Source organism: Saezia sanguinis (assembly GCF_003991585.1).
GTDB classification, from domain to species: Bacteria; Pseudomonadota; Gammaproteobacteria; order Burkholderiales; family Burkholderiaceae_C; genus Saezia; species Saezia sanguinis.
Genome location: NZ_PQSP01000011.1, coordinates 84,292 through 103,294 on the forward strand (window position 1 = coordinate 84,292; position 19,003 = coordinate 103,294).

The following is a 19,003-nucleotide window of genomic DNA, read 5'->3' on the forward strand; positions in this document are numbered from 1 at the left end:
TGATATTAAAAATGAGTGAAATCATGAACACGATGGATACGCAATCAGAGCATCAACCACTCCAACTTTCGCTTGGGCCTTTGCTGTTTTTCTGGCCGAAAGCGCAGGTGCTGAAGTTTTATGAAGAAATGGCGACACTGCCGCTGGATGCCATTTATCTGGGCGAGGTGGTTTGCGCCAGGCGGTATGAAATCCGTGTGGAAGACTGGATCGATTTGGCGAAGGATCTGTCACAGACGGGCAAAGAAATTGTGCTGTCATCGCAGGTGCTGCTGGAAAGCGAAATTGATCTGCGCCGGTTGCGTAAACTGGTGGAGCAGGGCACTTTCAAGCTGGAAGCCAACGACCTGGGCGCAGTGAAGCTGGCGCGCGAGCATGGCCTGCCGTTTGTGGCCGGGCAAACGCTGAACATTTATAACGAAGAGACGCTGCAGTTGTTCCAGTCGCTGGGTGCTGTGCGTTGGGTACCTCCGGTGGAGGTATCGGCGAAAAAGCTGGCAACGATCATCCAGAACCGGCCGGAAGTTGACTGCGAGGTATATGGCTGGGGTCTGATGCCGCTGGCGTATTCGGCACGCTGCTTTACCGCCAGACACTACAACCTGAGGAAAGACCTGTGCGAGTTCAAGTGTCAGGAACACCCTGATGCACTGGTGCTCAATACCCGGGAGGGGCAGCCATTCTTAACAATCAATGGCACACAGACCATGTCCTCCGGTTGCCAGGCCCTGCTGAGCCACCAGCAGGAACTGACTGGTATGGGGGTGAAAATGCTGCGCCTGTCGCCGCAGTTACAACATATGGCGGAAATTGTCAGGTTGCATTATGATCAACTGCATGGCAAATTAACGCCGAAACAGGCCACAGAACAACTGCAGGAACTGGCGCAGGGTGCGCTGGTGGATGGTTATTGGAGAGGTGCGGCAGGTGTTGCCGCATTAGGAGAATCTGCTCATGCAAATACCTGAATTTACTTTACCTTCGTTTGTCGGCAAGTTGGGCCGTATATTGCCTGCCATGCCGCCGGAGCTGGCGCTGGTTTTTACGCTGAACCGCATGCTGAAAAAAGGTGTGTTGCCGGCCGATATGAGTCTGCTGGCAGGCAAGCATTATCAAATTGATGTGCTGGATGCCGGGCTGACGATCCGTTTTACGGCAACAGAGGAAAAATTCACGCTGAGCCGGTCTGCACAAACGCCAGACTTGCGTTTTGCGGCCAACACAGCCGATTTCATCAAAATTCTGCTGCGCGAAGAAGACCCTGACACACTGTTTTTTAACCGCAGACTGATGATTGAGGGTGATACCGAACTGGGGTTGGTGGTGAAAAACCTGTTTGACAGTGTTGACTGGTCTAGCACGCCACTGTCTTACATCATGAACCATTGAGCGGGGATTGCGGGAGTTTGTAATGCTTCCCATGCCTTTTCAATGATGGTGGTATTAATATCTCCATTCACTGCCCAGAGCATGCATATAAGCCAACAACGCGATGCTGCATAAAGACAAGAGGGCGACAATAGCAAAAAGGGCTATCCAGGTTTTGGATGGCCTTTTTTTGATGGCTGCCCAGAGGGTCAGAGCAGTTAAAACCGCAGGCAAGACGCCCATCAGAATAATGAATTGTGCATCCTCACTCATCGTTGGCAATGCTAACGCATCAACGCTTCAATTTCATCTGCTTTAACGGGTGCCTTGCGCGTTAAGAGTTCACAGCCGTTTTCGGTGACCAGCGCATCATCTTCAATGCGAATGCCGATGTTGTGAAATTCCGCCGGAATATCATCGGCAGCCTGTACATAAATGCCCGGCTCCATGGTCAGTGCCATGCCAGGGCGCAGAATTCGACTGGGCCTGATGTGAGTGGTTTTTCCTGTTTTTGCATCGTGATGAGCAGTAGGCTCCGTCTCTGGTTCAACATAGCTGCCGCAGTCGTGCACATCCATACCCAGCCAGTGGCTGGTGCGGTGCATGTAAAAGCGGAAGTAGGCACGCTGTTCGATGACATCGTCCACGCTGCCATATGTATCTTTTTTCAGCAAACCCAAGTCCAGCATGCCTTGCGAGAGTGTCCGTAGGGCAGTATCATGCGGATCGTTGAATGTAGCACCCGGAGCGGTCACTGCAATAGCAGCCTCTTGCGCGGCCTGCACCAGATCATACAGGGTGCGCTGTGGGCCGCTGAAACGTCCGTTGGCTGGGAAGGTGCGGGAAATATCCCCTGCATAACAGCCATATTCTCCGCCAGCGTCAATCAGTACCAGGTCGCCGGAATGGATAGCGGCCTTACCAGCACGGTAATGCAGAATGCAGGCATTAGCGCCGCCAGCCACAATGGAGTTGAATGCAACATCCTGCGCGCCATGTCGGCAGAATTCATGCAGCAATTCCGCTTCCAGATGGTATTCGCGAACATCTTCGCCTGCGCGCATCATCTGGGCACATTTCTGCATGGCACGCATGTGGCCCAGCGCACTGATTTCACCGGCGCGGCGCATCAGTTCGATTTCATGAGCATCTTTGATCAGGCGCATTTCATCCAGCACGGCACACAAATCATATTGAGCCTGCGGGCACGATACGCCGGTGCGTACAAGCGCGCGCACGTCTTTCAGCCAGTTGGTGATTTGTGCTTCCAGTCCCGTATGTGTCGCAAACGGAAACCATACAGCAGGCTGATTGGCGAGTAATTGCGGTATTTGTTGATCAAGCTCTTCTACCGGATAAGCGGTGTCAACCGCCAGTGCTTCAGGTGCGGCATCCGGCCCCAGACGGTAGCCGGTCCAGACTTCCTGATCCGGGTTTTTAGCGCGGCAAAAAAGTGTGCTGTGGCCGGTATCGTCAATGATCAGCCAGGCGCCTGGCTCGGTAAAGCCGCTCAGGTAGTAAAAGTAACTGTCAGGGCGGTAGCTGTAATCATTGTCACGGTTACGGGAGGCTTCGGGGGCTGTAGGCAGCACGGCAATACCGCCGCCATGTGCTTTCAGCCATTGGGCGACCCGGATGCGGCGTTGTTGGTAAACGGTGTGTGATATTGTTGTAGTTGTCATATATGTATCAAAACGTTATGGTCCAAAATCTTTGAAAGTATCATTTTTCAGATAGTAATCCAGTGCGTCAACAGCGTCGGCATCGGAAAAGTCCGGGTGTTGAAGCGACAGGTTTTGAATCACATCATAAAACAAATTTCCACTGGTATATAAGCACAGTTGGTTCTGCCGGACAAAGTCGGGGAATATCATTTCATCGTCACAATCGATATCCGGGCCGTTGTCCAGGTAACATGGTGTCTGGGGGCTCTGACCGGTTTCTTCATCCTGTTGAATGTAAAGACTGTACTGATCAAAAAAATCACAACTGCTTTGCCGCACAGCAAAGTGAACCAGCGCAGATAAAGCATACGCGGTTTGAGGGGCTGGTGTGGTAAAAGGCGCGCTTAAGATTTCTGCGTATATGGTTTTGAGTTTTTTGTAATATGCAGCCAGATGCTGGGTTGAATTTTTTCGCAAAATGGAGAGCAGTTCATCAGGCCGATGGTGCAGATAATAAAATTCGACAGCAGCCTCAATGATGTCAATATCAGTTAACTCACGTGAAGGCAGATTTTGTATGGCGTGCTTTTTATGAATAAAAAGCAGCAGTGTGTCTGCGTGCTGATCAAACAGCTTTTCAATTTCTGTTGCGGACAACTGGAATCCGCCTATTTTGGCCGTTATCTGCTCCGGTGAGGCTGCGGTGGAGGAAAGTGTGAGAGGTGTTTCTCTCTTTATCCGCGCTTTGATGCGCTTGTAGTAAGGCGATGTAATCAGTTGTGTGGCATTCATCTCAGAATGATTGCATGTCTTGTCACAGCAGTTTGATGAAATGGGTTTGGGGTAATTAAGAGCTGTAATTCCGCCCCTTGCCGGTTACCAGGATAACGCCCCCACTTGTGAACATGAACGCGCCAAATGCCATGATCATTAATCCTTTGACTGGAAGGTCTCGCAAGCTATCAAAAAAACAAGTGTAAATTAAAAAACCAATGCAGGAAAAACCAACAAGCAGAAAACCAACGCCTAATAACCTGGCTCCCCAAGATTCATAAAATCCCTGTTTTTTTAAATTTGCCGCTTCGGGATGCTGTTGTTTCCAGCGGTCAATGGCAAGCATGATCAGAACAAGTGCATCCACAGGGTTTAAACTGGTTTGCTGCTCTGTGTCCACTTCAATGTTTTGGCGCAGCAGTTTATTTCGGCTGGTAAATTGAAAAATGCCGGAGGGCAAAGGATTGATCGTATCCATTTCAGCAAAAGAAACAAAACCTCGCTTGGAAAACAGAAGGCCGTCTGGCTTAATGACAAGGCTGTCTACGCTGGCGGGGACTTTCTTGAATAAAAACCAGATGACAACAACGGTGCCAATCATCAGGGCCGTGGTCGCGAGTGTCAGCGTGTTCATTCCTGAGATGGCGATAAATATGAACGACATAATGAGAGCAGCAGGAATGCATACAAAATAATAAATAGGGGCAAAGAACGTATGTACTACGGACCAGACGCGTACCGGAATATACGCAGAGGAGAAGGCTTCTGTCATGGTTATGGCGTAAAAATGAAAGAAATAAAGATTTGGGGCAATGAATGATCTGACTGCAAAACCATTCACTCACAAGTTGGAAACCAGGCCAGATCAATCGCCTGGCTGATTAAGCTGTTGAAGCTGCTGTGGTGTGCCGACATTTTCAAAACGCCCCATGTAGGATTCTACCGTTATGCGTTGTTCCTGCATACCTTGTAACAGCGGTTTGATGAAACTGGTCTGGGGCGATGCGGGCAGTCCGGCAAACAGCTCTGGGCGCATTAATGCTATGCTGGCATATGTCCACAGCTTGCCATCGGGCCCGGGTTGACCAGCCAGGCCAAAACCATCTGCGCTGATGCCGAAATCGCCCTGCGGGTGATATGGCGGGTTAGGGATGACCCAGAGGTGTGCCAGCAGGTTGCTGTTTAAAAACTGGTTGACGGTCTGGGGGGTAAAGTCAAAATCAGGCGCGTAGATGTCGCCGGAAATCAGCCAGAAAGCGTTTCCCAGCAATGGGAGCGCTTTGACAATACCGCCAGCGGTGCCCAATGCATGCCCGTGGTCGCGGTTTTCCATGGAATAGTGAATCTGCAGCCCCCATTGTGAACCGTCGCCTAGCTGGTCGGGAAACTGTTCTTCCAGCCAGGCGGTATTGATAACCACTTCTTTGATGCCGGATTGGGCCAGTTTTTCCAGATGCCAGACGATCATGGGCTTGCCGTGTATCTTCAGCAAAGGCTTGGGGGTGTGGTCTGACAGTGGGCGCATGCGCTCGCCACGCCCTGCGGCCAAAATCATGGCGGTAACTGGAGGTTTGGACAATTGGGTCATGGTTGTTGTAGATTTGAGTATGGTAAAGGCCCATCTGCCGGTTCACTGTGAAATTAGCCTGAGCCCGGGTAAAATTCTATGCTTACTCTGTTCTTCTTACCGGAAATTTTATGACAACCCCTTCTCTTTCTACACTAGCCAACGCTGTACGCGTGTTGGCAATGGACGCGGTTCAAAAAGCGAAATCAGGTCACCCCGGTGCACCAATGGGCATGGCAGACATGGCCGTGGCTTTATGGCGTGAGCACCTGGTTCATAATCCGGCGAATCCGAAATGGCCGAACCGGGACCGTTTTGTGCTTTCCAACGGGCATGCGTCGATGTTGCTGTATGCGCTGTTGAACCTGACCGGTTACAACCTGCCAATGAAAGAGCTGAAGAATTTCCGCCAGTTTGGCAGCAAAACACCGGGGCATCCGGAAGTGGATGTGACCCCCGGAGTGGAAACGACAACCGGACCATTGGGGCAGGGTATCAGCAATGCGGTGGGGATGGCACTGGCCGAGAAACTGCTGGCCGCAGAGTTTAACAAACCCGACCATACGATTGTGGATCACCATACCTATGTATTTCTGGGTGATGGCTGCCTGATGGAGGGCATCAGCCATGAGGCGTGTGCACTGGCGGGGGCATGGAAGCTGAATAAGCTGATTGCACTGTACGACAGCAACGGTATTTCGATTGACGGCCAGATTGCGCCGTGGTTTGTGGATGATGTTGCCAAGCGGTTTGAAGCTTACCAGTGGAATGTGATTGACCATGTGGACGGGCATGATGCAAAGGATGTCAGTGCGGCGATTGCACAGGCCAAGCGCAGTGCAGATAAACCCACGCTGATTATCTGCAAAACCAGTATTGGACAGGGCTCGCCCAACCGTGCCGGCACGGCCAAAGCACATGGCGAACCCTTGGGCGCGGAAGAGATTGTTTTGACGCGTGAGGCTTTAGGCTGGAGTGCCGAGCCATTTGTGATCCCAGATGAGGTGCGTGATGCATGGGATGCCAAAGCCACGGGCATGGCAGCGGAAGCGCAGTGGGATGAAACGTTTTCAGCGTATGCAAAAACCTATCCGCATGAAGCGTCTGAATTCTGGCGGCGGGTTCAGGGTGATTTGCCGGCGAATTTCCAAAAAGTGGTGGGTGCGTTTATCCGGCAGGTGACGGAAAAGGCTGAAACGGTTGCTACCCGCAAGGCCAGCCAGATGGTGCTGGAAGCACTGACGCCTGAGCTGTCTGAACTGCTGGGCGGTTCGGCTGATCTGACCAGCTCCAACCTGACGCAAACCAAGGTGCAGGCTGCATTGCGTGTAGACGAGCGGGGCAATGCCGTCAAATTGGAAGAAGCACAGGCAGGCTATCACATCAATTATGGTGTGCGTGAGTTTGGCATGGCTGCCATCATGAACGGGGTTGCGCTGCACGGCGGGTTTATTCCCTACGGCGGTACATTCCTGACGTTCAGTGATTATTCGCGCAATGCGGTACGCATGGCTGCTTTGATGAAGCGGCGCGTGGTGCATGTGTTCACCCATGACTCTATTGGGTTAGGGGAAGATGGCCCGACGCACCAGCCGGTTGAACATGCGGCCAGCCTGCGCCTGATTCCCAATCTGGATGTCTGGCGCCCGGCAGACACAGAAGAAACGGCAGTGGCCTGGGCGCAGGCGCTTGAAAACAAAGACCGCCCGACAGCGCTGCTGCTTTCGCGCCAGGGGTTGCCTTTCCTGCCCAAGATGACACCGGATTTTGTTGCCAAAGGTGCATATGTGCTGGCAGAGCCCTCCGAGGTCGGACTGAACAAGGCACCGCAGGCGGTTCTCATCGCCACAGGCTCCGAGGTACAGTTGGCTTTGCATGCCCAGGCGTTACTGGCCAAAGACAAAATTGCGGTGCGTGTGGTGTCTATGCCCTCGACAACCGTGTTTGATCGGCAGAAGCGGGAGTATCAGGCAGCGGTACTACCGCCGAATGTGCCACGCATTGCGGTGGAAGCCGGAGTCAGTGCATTCTGGTGGAAATATGGTTGTGCGGCGGTTGTCGGCATGGATACATTCGGTGAGTCTGCGCCGGCGCCAGAGCTGTTCGAGCATTTCGGCTTTACACCGGAAAACGTAGCCGATACGGTGTGTGTGGCCATTGCTTCAAAGCGCTTGTGATGGTATCTTGATTTTGAGATAAAACATGACATGAAGCCTCTGAAATACATTTCAGAGGCTTTTTTGTATGCAGGCGACAAAAACATGGTATTGACAGGCCAACGTATTTGGCTGGTGAACCGTGGGTATTTTCTGGAATGATGAGAATTTTTGCCGAAAATATGATGTTGCGAGGTGTCATCATGGGCACCTGGCTGAATCGGCTTTCATATCTTTCATATAATAGGGGCCAACGAATATGCGGCCAGCCAGTGGCCGGGAGCATCCGCAGACAGCAGGCACCAACGCGAAACATCGCCATGGGCCGTGCGGACGCCGGTTTCAGAGGGTAGGTTCTCTTTGACAGAGTCAGATTATTTTGAGTTTTGAGGAACGGACATGACAATCAAACTTGGCATTAATGGTTTTGGACGCATTGGTAAACTGGTTGTACGCGCAGCAATTGAACAATTTCCGGATATGGAGGTTGTCGCCATCAATGGAACAACAGACCCTGACTACACGGCGTATCTGCTGCAGCGTGATTCAGTGCATGGGCGTTTTAATCACGATGTGCAGGTAGATGGCAATACGCTTCTGGTGGATGGAAAACGCATCCATTTGAGCATGGAGCGCGACCCGTCCAAACTGGACTGGGGTAAATATGGCGTGGATGTGGTGATTGAAGCCACCGGTGTTTTCCTGACCAAGGAAGGCGCGCAGAAACATCTGGATGTGGGCGCCAAGAAGGTATTGATGACCGGCCCCTCCAAAGATGATACGCCCATGTTTGTATATGGCGTCAATGATGGTGTCTATAACGGCGAAACGATTATTTCCAATGCCAGTTGCACCACCAACTGTCTGGCACCTGTTGCCAAGGTGCTGAATGACAAATGGGGTATCAAGCGCGGGCTGATGACGACCATACATGCGGCCACCGCCACACAAAACACCGTGGACGGCGCATCGAAAAAGGACTGGCGCGGCGGACGCGGTATTCTGGAAAATATCATTCCTTCCAGTACAGGTGCAGCCAAAGCAGTGGGTAAGGTGATTCCGGCCTTGAATAAAAAACTCACGGGTATGTCCATGCGGGTGCCGACATCGGATGTGTCGGCAGTTGACCTGACCGTAGAGCTTGAAAAGCCTGCAACTTATGCAGAAATCTGCGCAGAAATGAAAGCGCAAAGCGAAGGCAAGCTCAAGGGAGTTCTCGGCTATACCGAAGAAAAAGTGGTGTCCACTGATTTTCGCGGTGAAGAGAATACCTCGGTATTTGATGCCGGAGCCGGTATTGCGCTGGACGATACCTTTATCAAGGTGGTTGCCTGGTATGACAATGAATGGGGTTATTCATGCAAATGCCTGGAAATGGCCCGTGTCATGATGAAAAAATAATTCTTGGTTTTACCATGCAAAGCGCCTGCGGTAAGCAGGCGCTTTTTATTTTTTTGATTATCAAAATGTCACTTACAATGCTCACTAATTTTAATAATGTTGAATAGCCGAGACAAAATGAATACCAATATACAAGATCATTATCAAACAGAACAAACGGATCAAATCCCTCCTATTAGGGACCTCATCAAATTAACAGGTGTTGCTGCTTTTTTCTACTTGTTTTTTGCGGGAGTACATATATTTCTTTCGGGACAAGGTGGGGGTTTTTTCTCGGTACCCGGGGTTGGGTCGGGCTGGGTTTTCATCATATTTGTAATACTGATTTTAATATTGTTTCTCTTCTGTCAGTTTTTGCCTTGGATGGAAAGTTATGGCTTAAATCGGCTTTCCCGCGCTGCTGATTGGGGCTGGACTTTATTTGTGGCGTTTGTTTCTTATATATTGATGTTCGCAGTGAACTACGTTCTGATGTACATACCGTTTTTTAATCCTGTATATTGGGTGGCGTCTGCAGAGAGAAGCGGATCAATGACTGGGGCGGGATTGATCGGGGTGGTTTATCCTTTGCTTTTTCTGGCTGTTGCATATGGCGTCTGGTGGTGTTCGTTTTCGCTCATGACAAAATTGCGTGGCAGCGTTGCTAACCTTTATCCTTCTGAGGATGAGAGAAGGCGTGCCAGCCAAGTGACCAAATGGTCTTTTGTGTTGTTTTATAGTGCTGGAACAGCGCTTGTTGTTGCAATCTATACGCTTGCACTGATTGTATTTATAGGTATGTACAGCAGAAATCCCATAGCACCAGGAATGCTGTTTTTGATATTTTTCGGCGGGTATGTAATTACACTGCTTGTCATGGCGGTTCTTATTTATGCATTTACAGATAACTGCTTGCCAAAAAATATGCAGCGGGTAAGGCCGGATAAACTGTTTTTGAGTTATGCATTAATTTTTATCATTCTTTCTCTGGTCGGCTTTGCGTTTAATGCGCTTTCGGATTTGTTCAAATATTTGATGCCCGCGAATGACGCGGTGAGATGGCTTCTGCTGGCTATTTTTCTGGTGGCTGTGGGGTGGATGTGTAAAAAATTACTGGTAGACACTATTCGTATCATGTGGATGCGTATTTTTGTTGTGGTGCTTATTTTTCTTATGTCATTGGGAGTGGCTATCAGCAAGGCAAGGCATGTATGGGACTTTTTTCTGATCCTGTTGTTGGTATCTTCTATCACCGTTTTTATTCTTTTCCTCATATCGCAGGCCATCAAGTGGGGTTTACGTATTGTTTATGGCGCGCCACAGGATTTTGAGGAATGACTGTAAAAGATCAAACCCAGCGTATTCTGGCAGCGCACAATGTGTTGTCAGATGATCATGGAAAATGACATTGAATGTCATGCATATAGCGCCTGCTGATTGCAGGCGTTTTTATTGGGGGTATTGTCAAAGCATACATGAAAAGAAAAAACAGAAAACCGGTTTGTCAATGGTATGATCTGCCGGTACTGAAAGTATTGTTTTATAAGCAACTGCAAAAAAGCGACGCAGAACTGATTGCATTGGGATAAAAACGGAAAAATAGAAAAAGCACAGACAGCGTTGTTCAAGGAGCATCCAAATTATGGAAACACTGATTTTTATTGCCGTACTGGTTGTGCTGGTGCCCCCTGTTCTGGCCATTATCAGTATTGTCAGTGTCTCCAATTTGAAATACCGTGTACAGAAGCTGGAGGCAGATATTGAGTCTTTGCAGACGGCGATAGCATCCTTGGTGCATGAGCGGGCACGGTGGACTGAAGAAGCGCAAACGGCACAGGAAAAACAGAAAGAGCAAAAAGAGCAGGATGCGGTGGAGCGGTTCGATACGACAGGTGTTTCTGTTGATGTGGTGCATGCTGCATCGCCACTTACAGATGCAATAACACCAGAAGAGCGCCAAGACCAGACGTTAACGCCCCTGCGGGCAGAGCCTTTTGCAGGTTCTGTTGAGTGGCCAGAGGGCATACACTGGACCGTACCTGCTGAAAATGCTGCCCAAGACACGGCGAAAGAAGCATTGTCGCCAGCCAGCATGGCTGAGCTCAAACCGGAGACAGCGTCATTTGTCATTCAACCGATAAACACAGAGTCCGAAAATGTGGCCGTGTCTCCAGAGGATATGGCTACAGGCAATGACCTGCCTTTGTCCCCGGCGTTTGCTGCCCCGGTTTCTGCCGCGCAAATGGATACCGGGCGATCCGATGTGGGTGAAAGCCCAGACCTGGCTGGAGAAAAACAAGCGTTGCCTGAACAGGTTGTGCAGGAGGCTCCTGCAGGTATCTGGATGCAAGATCTGCCTGAAAATCAGGAGGAAAGACCCTATCCACAGCCACCTGTTGCCCGTGATAGGGCAAAAGAAAAGCCTTCTTTAGGAGCAAAAGCGGTTAACAAACTGGTGGAATGGTTCACAACCGGCAATGTGCCGGTCAAAATTGGTGTGCTGGTATTGTTTGCCGGTGTGGCGGCTTTACTGAAGTATGTGACGGATCAGGGCTGGCTCAGCTTCCCGATGGAGTTCCGGCTGCTGGGTATTGCCGGCTTGGCGCTGGGCGCGCTTGGGTTTGCATGGCGCCAGCGCGAACGGCAGCGGACTTTCTCGCTCAGTCTGCAGGGCGGCGCGATTGGTATTTTGCTGTTGACGGTGTTTGCGGCATTTAAGCTCTATGGGTTTTTACCGGCCTCGCTGGCCTTTGGTCTGACTACGGCATTGGTTGTCGGTACCGGCTTGCTGGCAGTCATGCAGGATGCCCGCATTCTGGCCGTGTTTGCCATACTGGCAGGCTTCCTGTCTCCTATCTGGTTATCTACCGGCAGCAATAACCATGTGGCCTTGTTTTCGTACTATGCCATTTTGAATGCAGGTATTTTCGGCATGGCCTGGTGGCGTTCCTGGCGTATGCTGAATCTGCTCGGGTTTGCGTTTACTTTTGGTATCGGTACTTTCTGGGGAGCATTGCAATATGCACCAGAAAAATTTGCCTCAACAGAGCCGTTTTTGCTGCTGTTCTTTGCATTCTATTTGGTGATACCGATACTTTATGCGCGCAGTTTTGTGGGCAATAAACGCGATATGGTCGATGCTGCGCTGGTGTTTGGTACACCCTTGGTGGCATTTTCTTTGCAGTCTGTACTGCTGCAGGATTTTCCCCGCTATGTGCTGGCGGCAAATGCTTTTGGGCTGGGTGTGTTGTATGCGGTGCTGGCAAGGTTTCTTGCTTCTGGCAAAGCATTTAAAGAACTGGTTCCGGCTTATATCGCACTGGCCGCAGGGTTCATGACTTTGGCTGTGCCGCTGGCGTTTTCCGCGCAGCAGACCAGTTGCATTTATGCACTGGAAGGCGCAGCTTTGGTATGGTGGGGCATACGGCAGGCACGCCAGATAACACAATACAGCGGGCTGGCGTTGCAGGTGCTGGCTGCGGGAACTTTGGTTTACAGCATGGAAAGTTATTTCATGCAGAATGCCGCCGGGCTGGCGGTCATAAACCCGACTTTTGTGACCTTGCTGATGCTTGCGGCTGCCGGGCTGTTTTGCACCTGGGTTTATTGGGCCAATGCATGCGGCCGTTTGGGTGAGAAAGATAAGTACAGCCGTGATAAAACTTTACTGTTATATCTCTGGGGGCTGTTATGGTGGTGTATCGCTGGCTGGTGGCAGATTAAGTATGTTGTCGATGTTACGCAGTCGTTACACGCTGGTTTGATGTTTGCGGTGTTGACCGCGTGGCTGGCGGCAGAAGCAAGGCGAAAATGCAAAATGCTGTTGCTGCCGGTAACGACAATGGCCGGGTTTGTTCTGGTGGTGGTGTTCTGCCTGATGCAAACGCACACATATGGAACGCCTTTAACCGGTTACGGCTGGCTGGCATGGGCCGTTTATGCTGTATTGGCCGGGCGCAGTATTTATTGTTTGCGCCAGGATGAAACTCAACTGGTAGAGAAAGTGCAGTTGCTTTGGTGGCCTACCTGGGCATTGATGCTGACGCTTGCATTGAAATGGTGGGGCGTTCAGTCTGCCGTTGCCGCAGACTGGGTCTGGGCGGTTCAGATTCTGCCATGGGTGACGCTGATTGTGCTGACATTGTGGTTCTGGGGCATTGTCAGGCAGCCTCTGGGCGTGCGGTTTGATGCGTGCCGGGATCAATTGCAGGGCTTGCTGTTTGCTGCAGCGGGTTTATGGTGGCTGTTTGTTCTGATGCAACCTGCCGACAGCACGCCGTTCATCTGGCTGCCTGTTCTTAATCCAATCGAATTGTTGCAACTGCTGTTTGTTGGGTTGTTATGGTATTGGCTGAAAAAACAGAATACCCAAACGTGGCTGTTGCCGCTACAGCAGAATATGCTTTTTGCTGTGGCCGGTTTTCTGCTGACTAGCGTGATGACGTTGCGCGCAGTGCATCATTGGGCCGGAGTTCCTTGGAGTGAGGAGATTTTTGCCTACCAGCAGGCTCAAATTTACTTGAGCATGGTGTGGAGCGTGCTGGGTGGCGTGATGGTCTGGCGGGGCGTGTATAAAAAACAGATGCTATTGCAGAATGCAGGTATTGGCTTGCAACTGCTGGCGGCAATTGCATTTGGTTTGAGCCTGTTGAAACCGATTGAGCCCAGCGACGCCATTTTGACGCCGGTATTTATCAATATGCTGTTACTGGCATTCGCTGGGCTGGGCAGCGCATGGTGTTATCACACTTGTGCAGAAAATAAGGATGTGCGTGAGCGGCAGGCCGGCATCATGTTTTATGTGTGGGGTATGCTGTGCTGGATGGTTGCCGGGCTGTATCAGATAGATCGCCTGGTTCCTGGACCCTATGTGCTCAGCTTTGTGCTGGTGCTGGTTGCTTTGACAGGGTGGTTGGCGGCAGAGGTGCACCGTGTCCGCCCGGCACTGTTGCTGGGGGTTACCACGATGGCAGGCATCGGGCTGGCCGTGCCATTGGCACTGTTGCAAAGCAGTGGAGGCGGCTATCCGTTTGCAGATGGTGGTTGGCTGGGCTGGCTGTGTTACGGCATTTTCGGCTGGCGTGCTTTATTGTGTTTGCGTCAAGAAAGTATCCAATGGCCGGCAAAAGCAGCACAGTTGATTTGGTGGCCGGTTTGGATGCTGGTTCTGGGGCTGGTCATGCAGTGGTGGAGCGTTTCTTTAGGGCTGGGGGCAGGGTGGCAGCATGCAGCCATTGTCTTGCCTTGGTTGCTGCTGGCTGGTGCAACTTTATGGTTATGGGAACATGTACGGCTACCTTTAGGGGTGGCGTTTGATGCGAGTCGCCGGGTTTTACAGGGCGCGTTGTTTTATGTCGGGGTGTTGTGGTGGCTGTATGCTTTGTTCCTGCCTGCACAAACCGAACCGTTTATATGGTTGCCGGTGCTCAATCCGCTGGATGCTATGCAGTTGTGTTTTGCAGGGATGCTGATCTTCTGGCTGCGTACGGACAAATCGGCACAACGGTTTTCAGGTACAACCCAGGTTTTGATGTATTCTGCCATGCTTTTTGCGCTTGCCAGCACCATGGTGCTGCGTGGTGTGCACCACTGGGGCGGCATACCGTGGGATGGCGCGCTGATGCACAGCACCCTGGCACAAACGGGTTTGAGTGTGGTGTGGAGTGTTTTGGGTGTGTTGGCGTGGATACGTGGCTCGCGCCGTGGCCTGCGTGAGTTGTGGTGGGTTGGCGCCATACTGATGGGGGTGGTGCTGGCCAAACTTATTCTGGTTGACCGACAGAACCTGGGCAATGTATTGGGCATTACCTCATTCATTGCATATGGCCTGCTGTGCGTTGTGGTGGGGTATTTGGCACCTGCACCACCACGCGAGGTTTTGCAAAACGATAAGGAGCAATAGCCAGAATTGCAGCGATGGTATCCCTGTCTAAGCATTTAGGAGCAGTGCGAATCTCTATAAAATTCTGCATGGGTTTTTAATAATCTGCAGAAAGAGATCTGGATGAAAAAAGTAGGCCTCATTGGTTTTGGCACCATTGGCAAGTATATTTATGACAACCTGAAAAAAGATGGTGTGGAATTTGTCTTCATATATAAGAAGACAAAAATAAAGGAGGGCGACTGTGCCGGGCTGGTCGTCACTTCTGAAAAAGAGGTTGAAGAGAAGTGCAAACAGGGCGTGGATCTGGTGATTGAGGCTGCAACATCACAGGCCGTGACAGCGCTGGCGCCGGTTGTTTTGAAGTATGCCGACATGGCGGTATTTTCTTCTACTGCATTTGCAGATGAAAGTTTTCTAAAAAGTATTCAGGAGCTTTGCCAGAAAACCGGTCGCAAGCTTTATGTTCCGCATGGGGCGGTTCTGGGTTATGACGGCATTGTGGATGGTCAAAAAGTGTTGCAGGAAGTAACGATTACCACCACAAAATCACCTAAAAGCCTGGGGCGTACAGACACCAGTAGAACCGTCGTGTTTGAAGGTGCAACGCGTGAGGCCTGCAAGCTGTACCCGCGCAATGTCAATGTACACGCCGGGGCGGCATTGGCTGGCCTTGGGTTTGACAGGACAACCTCCCGCATTGTTTCAGACCCTCAGGCGCCGGGGAATATGCATACGATAGAGATCAAAGCGGATGGCTGCCAGTTTAAAATAGAGGTACTCAGCGTTTCCACCGGAGGCGTTACCGGCGCGTATACGCCGGTATCTGCTTATTCTTCGGTGAAGCGCATTCTATTCAGTCAGGGAATCACGCTGATCTGAGATGGCGTTTCAGAAAATCCAGAAAGCAAACCCATGGCGTTTGCTTTTTTCTTGTGCAAACAATGGCTGCATTTGATATTTTGCTTTTCATTTTCATGGATTGTGACAAAGACATGGGTAGATCGGCATACGAAATTTATAATATGCCCTTTTTGAATGATCTGTAGCCGTTTGTGTTTCAGTTAAAAGATGCTGCTGTATTGAGATGCGGTGATGCAATGGACTGAAGCCGTGATCTGCGGGAGCGGCTGTATAACTATAAGAAGGGGAAAAGTTTGGTTTTTTCTATTGATATTTACAACACACTTGTCATTACGAGCCTGGTGCTGCTGATCGGGCAGTATATGGTGAACAAGGTACCGGTGCTGAACCGCTATACCATTCCCGGGCCGGTTGCCGGAGGGTTGCTGGTTGCGGTTTTGCTTTTAATTATCAAGCAGGCATTTGACTGGCAGGTCACGTTTGATATGTCTCTCAAAGATCCGCTGATGTTATTGTTTTTTGCCAGCGTTGGTCTGAATGCAAATATCATTCAACTGAAAGCCGGCGGCAGAATGATCGCGGTTTTTCTGGTGGTGGTGGTCGGACTGTTGCTGATTCAGAATGCGGTAGGCGTTGGGCTGGCCACAGTGTTAGGAATTGACCCGCTCATGGGGCTGCTTGCTGGCTCGATCACGCTGTCCGGTGGGCATGGCACGGGGGCGGCATGGAGCGAAACATTTGCAACAAAATACGGCTTTCAAAATGCGCTGGAAGTTGCGATGGCCTGCGCCACGTTCGGGTTGGTGTTGGGCGGCATTATTGGCGGACCGGTAGCGCGATTTTTGATTAAGAGAAATAAAATTGCAGAGCATCCAGAGAACCCTGACAACGAAAAAGACAACCCGGAAAACACCACAGGTTTTGAAAAGCCCCAGATCAAACGCTCCATCAATTCGGCTGCGTTGATTGAAACCATTGCCATGCTGGCCATTTGCTTGAGCGCAGGTCAGTATATTGCTCTGGCATTGAAAGGAACGGCTTTTGAATTACCGACTTTCGTCTGTGTGCTGTTTGTCGGTGTTGTTATTTGCAATATTTTGCCGCGCGTCAGCAATTTTCAGATTGTGGAGCGATCGGTATCTATTTTGGGCAATGTCTGCTTATCACTCTTTCTGGCGATGGCGTTGATGAGTCTGAAGCTTTGGGAACTGGCATCACTGGCAATTCCCATGGTCGTTATTCTGTCGGTGCAGACGTTGATCATGGCGCTTTATGCGGGTTTTGTGACGTTCCGGGTCATGGGCCGCAACTACGATGCTGCTGTTTTAGCTGCCGGGCATTGCGGCTTTGGGCTGGGGGCAACGCCTACGGCAATTGCCAATATGCAGGCCGTGACAGAACGGTTTGGCCCGTCCCATATTGCTTTTATTGTGGTGCCACTGGTGGGGGCGTTTTTCATTGATATTGTGAATGCCATTGTCATCAAACTGTATTTGATGCTGCCCATATTCGGGGCCTGATTGCTGCAGTGAAATAAAAAAGAGCCTGAGGAATCAGGCTCTTTTTATCTTTATTTTGCAGCCGCCAGCGCCTGCTCCAAGTCGGCCAGAATGTCGTCAATATGTTCAATGCCGATAGACAAGCGGATCAGATCCTGGCTGACCCCTGCCTTTTTCAGCTCCTGTTCATTTAACTGGCGGTGTGTGGTTGTTGCCGGATGGCAGGCCAGTGAACGGGTATCGCCGATATTGACCAGACGGATCAGCAGCTTGAGTGCATCGATGAATTTTGCACCGGCTTCTTTGCCGCCCTTGATGCCAAAAGACAGGATGGAAGAAGGAATGCCGCCATCCATATACTTTTGCGCAAGGGCGTATTCGGGATGGTTTGGTAAGCCGGCAAAATTAACCCAGCTGACCTGCGGATGTTTTTCCAGATATTGTGCAACTTTCAAAGCATTTTCACAGTGCTTTTGCATACGCAAAGCAAGCGTTTCAACGCCCTGCAAAATCAGGAAAGCATTAAAAGGCGATAAAGCCGCGCCCATGTTGCGCAACGGAATCACACGGCAACGTGCAACAAATGCGGCAGCACCAAATTCTTTGGTATAAATGACGCCATGGTAAGAAGGATCAGGTTCATTCAGCATCGGATACCGGTCGGGGTATTTTGACCACGGGAATTTTCCTGAGTCAATCACCATACCCCCCAGGCTTGAACCATGGCCGCCGATATATTTGGTTAAAGCATGGATCACGATGTCGGCACCGTGTTCAAAAGGTCTGCACAAAGTAGGCGATGGAACCGTGTTATCTACGATCAGCGGAATACCATGTCTGTGGGCGATATCTGCCAATGCAGCAATATCGACCAGATTTCCCGCCGGATTGCCCACACTTTCACAAAAAATGGCTTTGGTGCGTGCATCAATCATTTTTTCCAACGCAGCCAGATCATCATGAGGGGCAAAATGCGTTGTAACGCCAAACTGAGGCAGGTTGTGAGCCAGCAGGTTGTATGTGCCCCCATACAAACGGGCAATAGAGACAATGTTGTCGCCAGCGCGGGCAATGGTTTGAATGGCATAGGTAATTGCTGCCATGCCGGATGCAACGGCAAGCCCGGCGATGCCGCCTTCCAGCGCCGCGACGCGTTCTTCCAGAACAGCGTTTGTCGGGTTGGTAATGCGCGTGTAAATATTGCCAGGGACTTTCAGATCAAACAGATCTGCACCATGCTGCGTGCTGTCAAATGCATAAGATGTGGTCTGGTAGATAGGAACTGCAACAGCATGTGTTGTTGGCTCAGGTTTATAGCCGGCGTGGACGGCGAGAGTTTCTGGTTTCATTGGTTGCCTTTGATTTTTTCTGTAAAGGAAAGTCGTTCTAAAGAGATCAACGTGTATTGAGGGTCATAAGTACGGTCATTACGCGGATTCAAAAAGCGCTACAACGGAGGGTATCCATATCAACAGAGAGAAAATAGCACAAAAAGAAATAGTCTGGAACAAAAAGATGACCTTGAAGATAAAAGCAACGGTACAAAAAGTTGTCCGTTTATAAGCGCCCTTAAACGAAAGCTATCAAAGTGCCGTATTTTATATGGACATGGCAGATTAAAGAGTGGCATGGCGAGGCGCAACAGGTTGAAAGCATTGCGTGAGCATAGAGGCGGTGGATGTGATGCGGGCATCTACAAAATCGAACGATGGGATCTATGCGGCTAAATTATTTAGTGTGAATTTATGACTCGCTTGACAATGATGAATGAAGGGTGCTATAGTTCATGTCTTCGCTGAATTACAGCGCAGCTGCAAAGCATGATGAGAGGAAGGCTCCCTGATGAAAAG

The 19,003-nt window shown here is 50.5% G+C and carries 14 protein-coding genes; 8 read left to right on the top strand and 6 right to left on the bottom strand.

Translation table 11 applies throughout. The features are described from left to right. The first annotated feature begins 23 nt into the window (after window positions 1–23). Window positions 24–968, top strand: coding sequence for a U32 family peptidase (locus CUZ56_RS14060; protein ID WP_239442548.1), 945 nt, complete (start codon window positions 24–26; stop codon window positions 966–968). Continuing rightward, window positions 955–1,389 (top strand): ubiquinone anaerobic biosynthesis accessory factor UbiT, encoded by a 435-nt coding sequence (gene ubiT, locus CUZ56_RS14065; RefSeq protein ID WP_126981043.1) that lies wholly within the window; start codon window positions 955–957, stop codon window positions 1,387–1,389. Before CUZ56_RS14060 ends, ubiT begins: the two co-directional genes overlap by 14 nt. Window positions 1,390–1,443: 54 nt before the next feature. On the opposite strand, the gene CUZ56_RS14070 is transcribed toward ubiT, so the two are convergent. The 5 genes from CUZ56_RS14070 to CUZ56_RS14090 form a co-directional block, all read right to left on the bottom strand. Further along, a complete protein-coding gene (locus CUZ56_RS14070) occupies window positions 1,444–1,641 on the bottom strand; it encodes a hypothetical protein (RefSeq protein WP_126981044.1) in 198 nt (65 codons plus the stop codon). An 11-nt stretch (window positions 1,642–1,652) separates the two neighbouring features. Further along, complete coding sequence (locus CUZ56_RS14075) at window positions 1,653–3,050, bottom strand: aminopeptidase P N-terminal domain-containing protein (protein ID WP_126981045.1); 1,398 nt, start codon at window positions 3,048–3,050, stop codon at window positions 1,653–1,655. A gap of 15 nt (window positions 3,051–3,065) precedes the next feature. Next, the gene (locus CUZ56_RS14080; RefSeq protein WP_126981046.1) at window positions 3,066–3,824 is read right to left on the bottom strand and encodes a DUF7716 domain-containing protein; all 759 of its coding nucleotides are present in this window, start codon (window positions 3,822–3,824) and stop codon (window positions 3,066–3,068) included. A gap of 55 nt (window positions 3,825–3,879) precedes the next feature. Beyond that, window positions 3,880–4,578 carry a hypothetical protein gene (locus CUZ56_RS14085; RefSeq protein WP_126981047.1) on the bottom strand — a complete coding sequence of 233 codons (699 nt, stop codon included), beginning with the start codon at window positions 4,576–4,578 and terminating at the stop codon, window positions 3,880–3,882. Between the two features lie 93 nt (window positions 4,579–4,671). Continuing rightward, a complete protein-coding gene (locus CUZ56_RS14090) occupies window positions 4,672–5,394 on the bottom strand; it encodes a nucleotidyltransferase family protein (protein WP_126981048.1) in 723 nt (240 codons plus the stop codon). 110 nt (window positions 5,395–5,504) lie between these two features. Between CUZ56_RS14090 and tkt the strand changes: the two genes are divergently transcribed. The 6 genes from tkt to gltS all read left to right on the top strand — a co-directional run bounded on the left by tkt (window position 5,505) and on the right by gltS (window position 17,174). Then, complete coding sequence (gene tkt / locus CUZ56_RS14095) at window positions 5,505–7,550, top strand: transketolase (RefSeq protein ID WP_126981049.1); 2,046 nt, start codon at window positions 5,505–5,507, stop codon at window positions 7,548–7,550. A gap of 378 nt (window positions 7,551–7,928) precedes the next feature. Continuing rightward, the gene (gap, locus tag CUZ56_RS14100; RefSeq protein ID WP_126981050.1) at window positions 7,929–8,930 is read left to right on the top strand and encodes a type I glyceraldehyde-3-phosphate dehydrogenase; all 1,002 of its coding nucleotides are present in this window, start codon (window positions 7,929–7,931) and stop codon (window positions 8,928–8,930) included. A 117-nt stretch (window positions 8,931–9,047) separates the two neighbouring features. Then, complete coding sequence (locus CUZ56_RS14105; protein WP_126981051.1) at window positions 9,048–10,247, top strand: hypothetical protein; 1,200 nt, start codon at window positions 9,048–9,050, stop codon at window positions 10,245–10,247. A gap of 304 nt (window positions 10,248–10,551) precedes the next feature. Further along, entirely contained in the window at window positions 10,552–14,811 is a 4,260-nt protein-coding gene (locus CUZ56_RS14110) for a DUF2339 domain-containing protein (protein ID WP_126981052.1), read from the top strand. Window positions 14,812–14,913: 102 nt separating this feature from the next. Then, the gene (locus CUZ56_RS14115; protein ID WP_126981053.1) at window positions 14,914–15,672 is read left to right on the top strand and encodes an aspartate dehydrogenase domain-containing protein; all 759 of its coding nucleotides are present in this window, start codon (window positions 14,914–14,916) and stop codon (window positions 15,670–15,672) included. A gap of 275 nt (window positions 15,673–15,947) precedes the next feature. After that, a complete protein-coding gene (gene gltS, locus CUZ56_RS14120; protein ID WP_126981054.1) occupies window positions 15,948–17,174 on the top strand; it encodes a sodium/glutamate symporter in 1,227 nt (408 codons plus the stop codon). Window positions 17,175–17,224: 50 nt separating this feature from the next. On the opposite strand, the gene CUZ56_RS14125 is transcribed toward gltS, so the two are convergent. Continuing rightward, entirely contained in the window at window positions 17,225–18,502 is a 1,278-nt protein-coding gene (locus CUZ56_RS14125; RefSeq protein WP_126981055.1) for a bifunctional O-acetylhomoserine aminocarboxypropyltransferase/cysteine synthase, read from the bottom strand. Window positions 18,503–19,003: the final 501 nt, after the last annotated feature.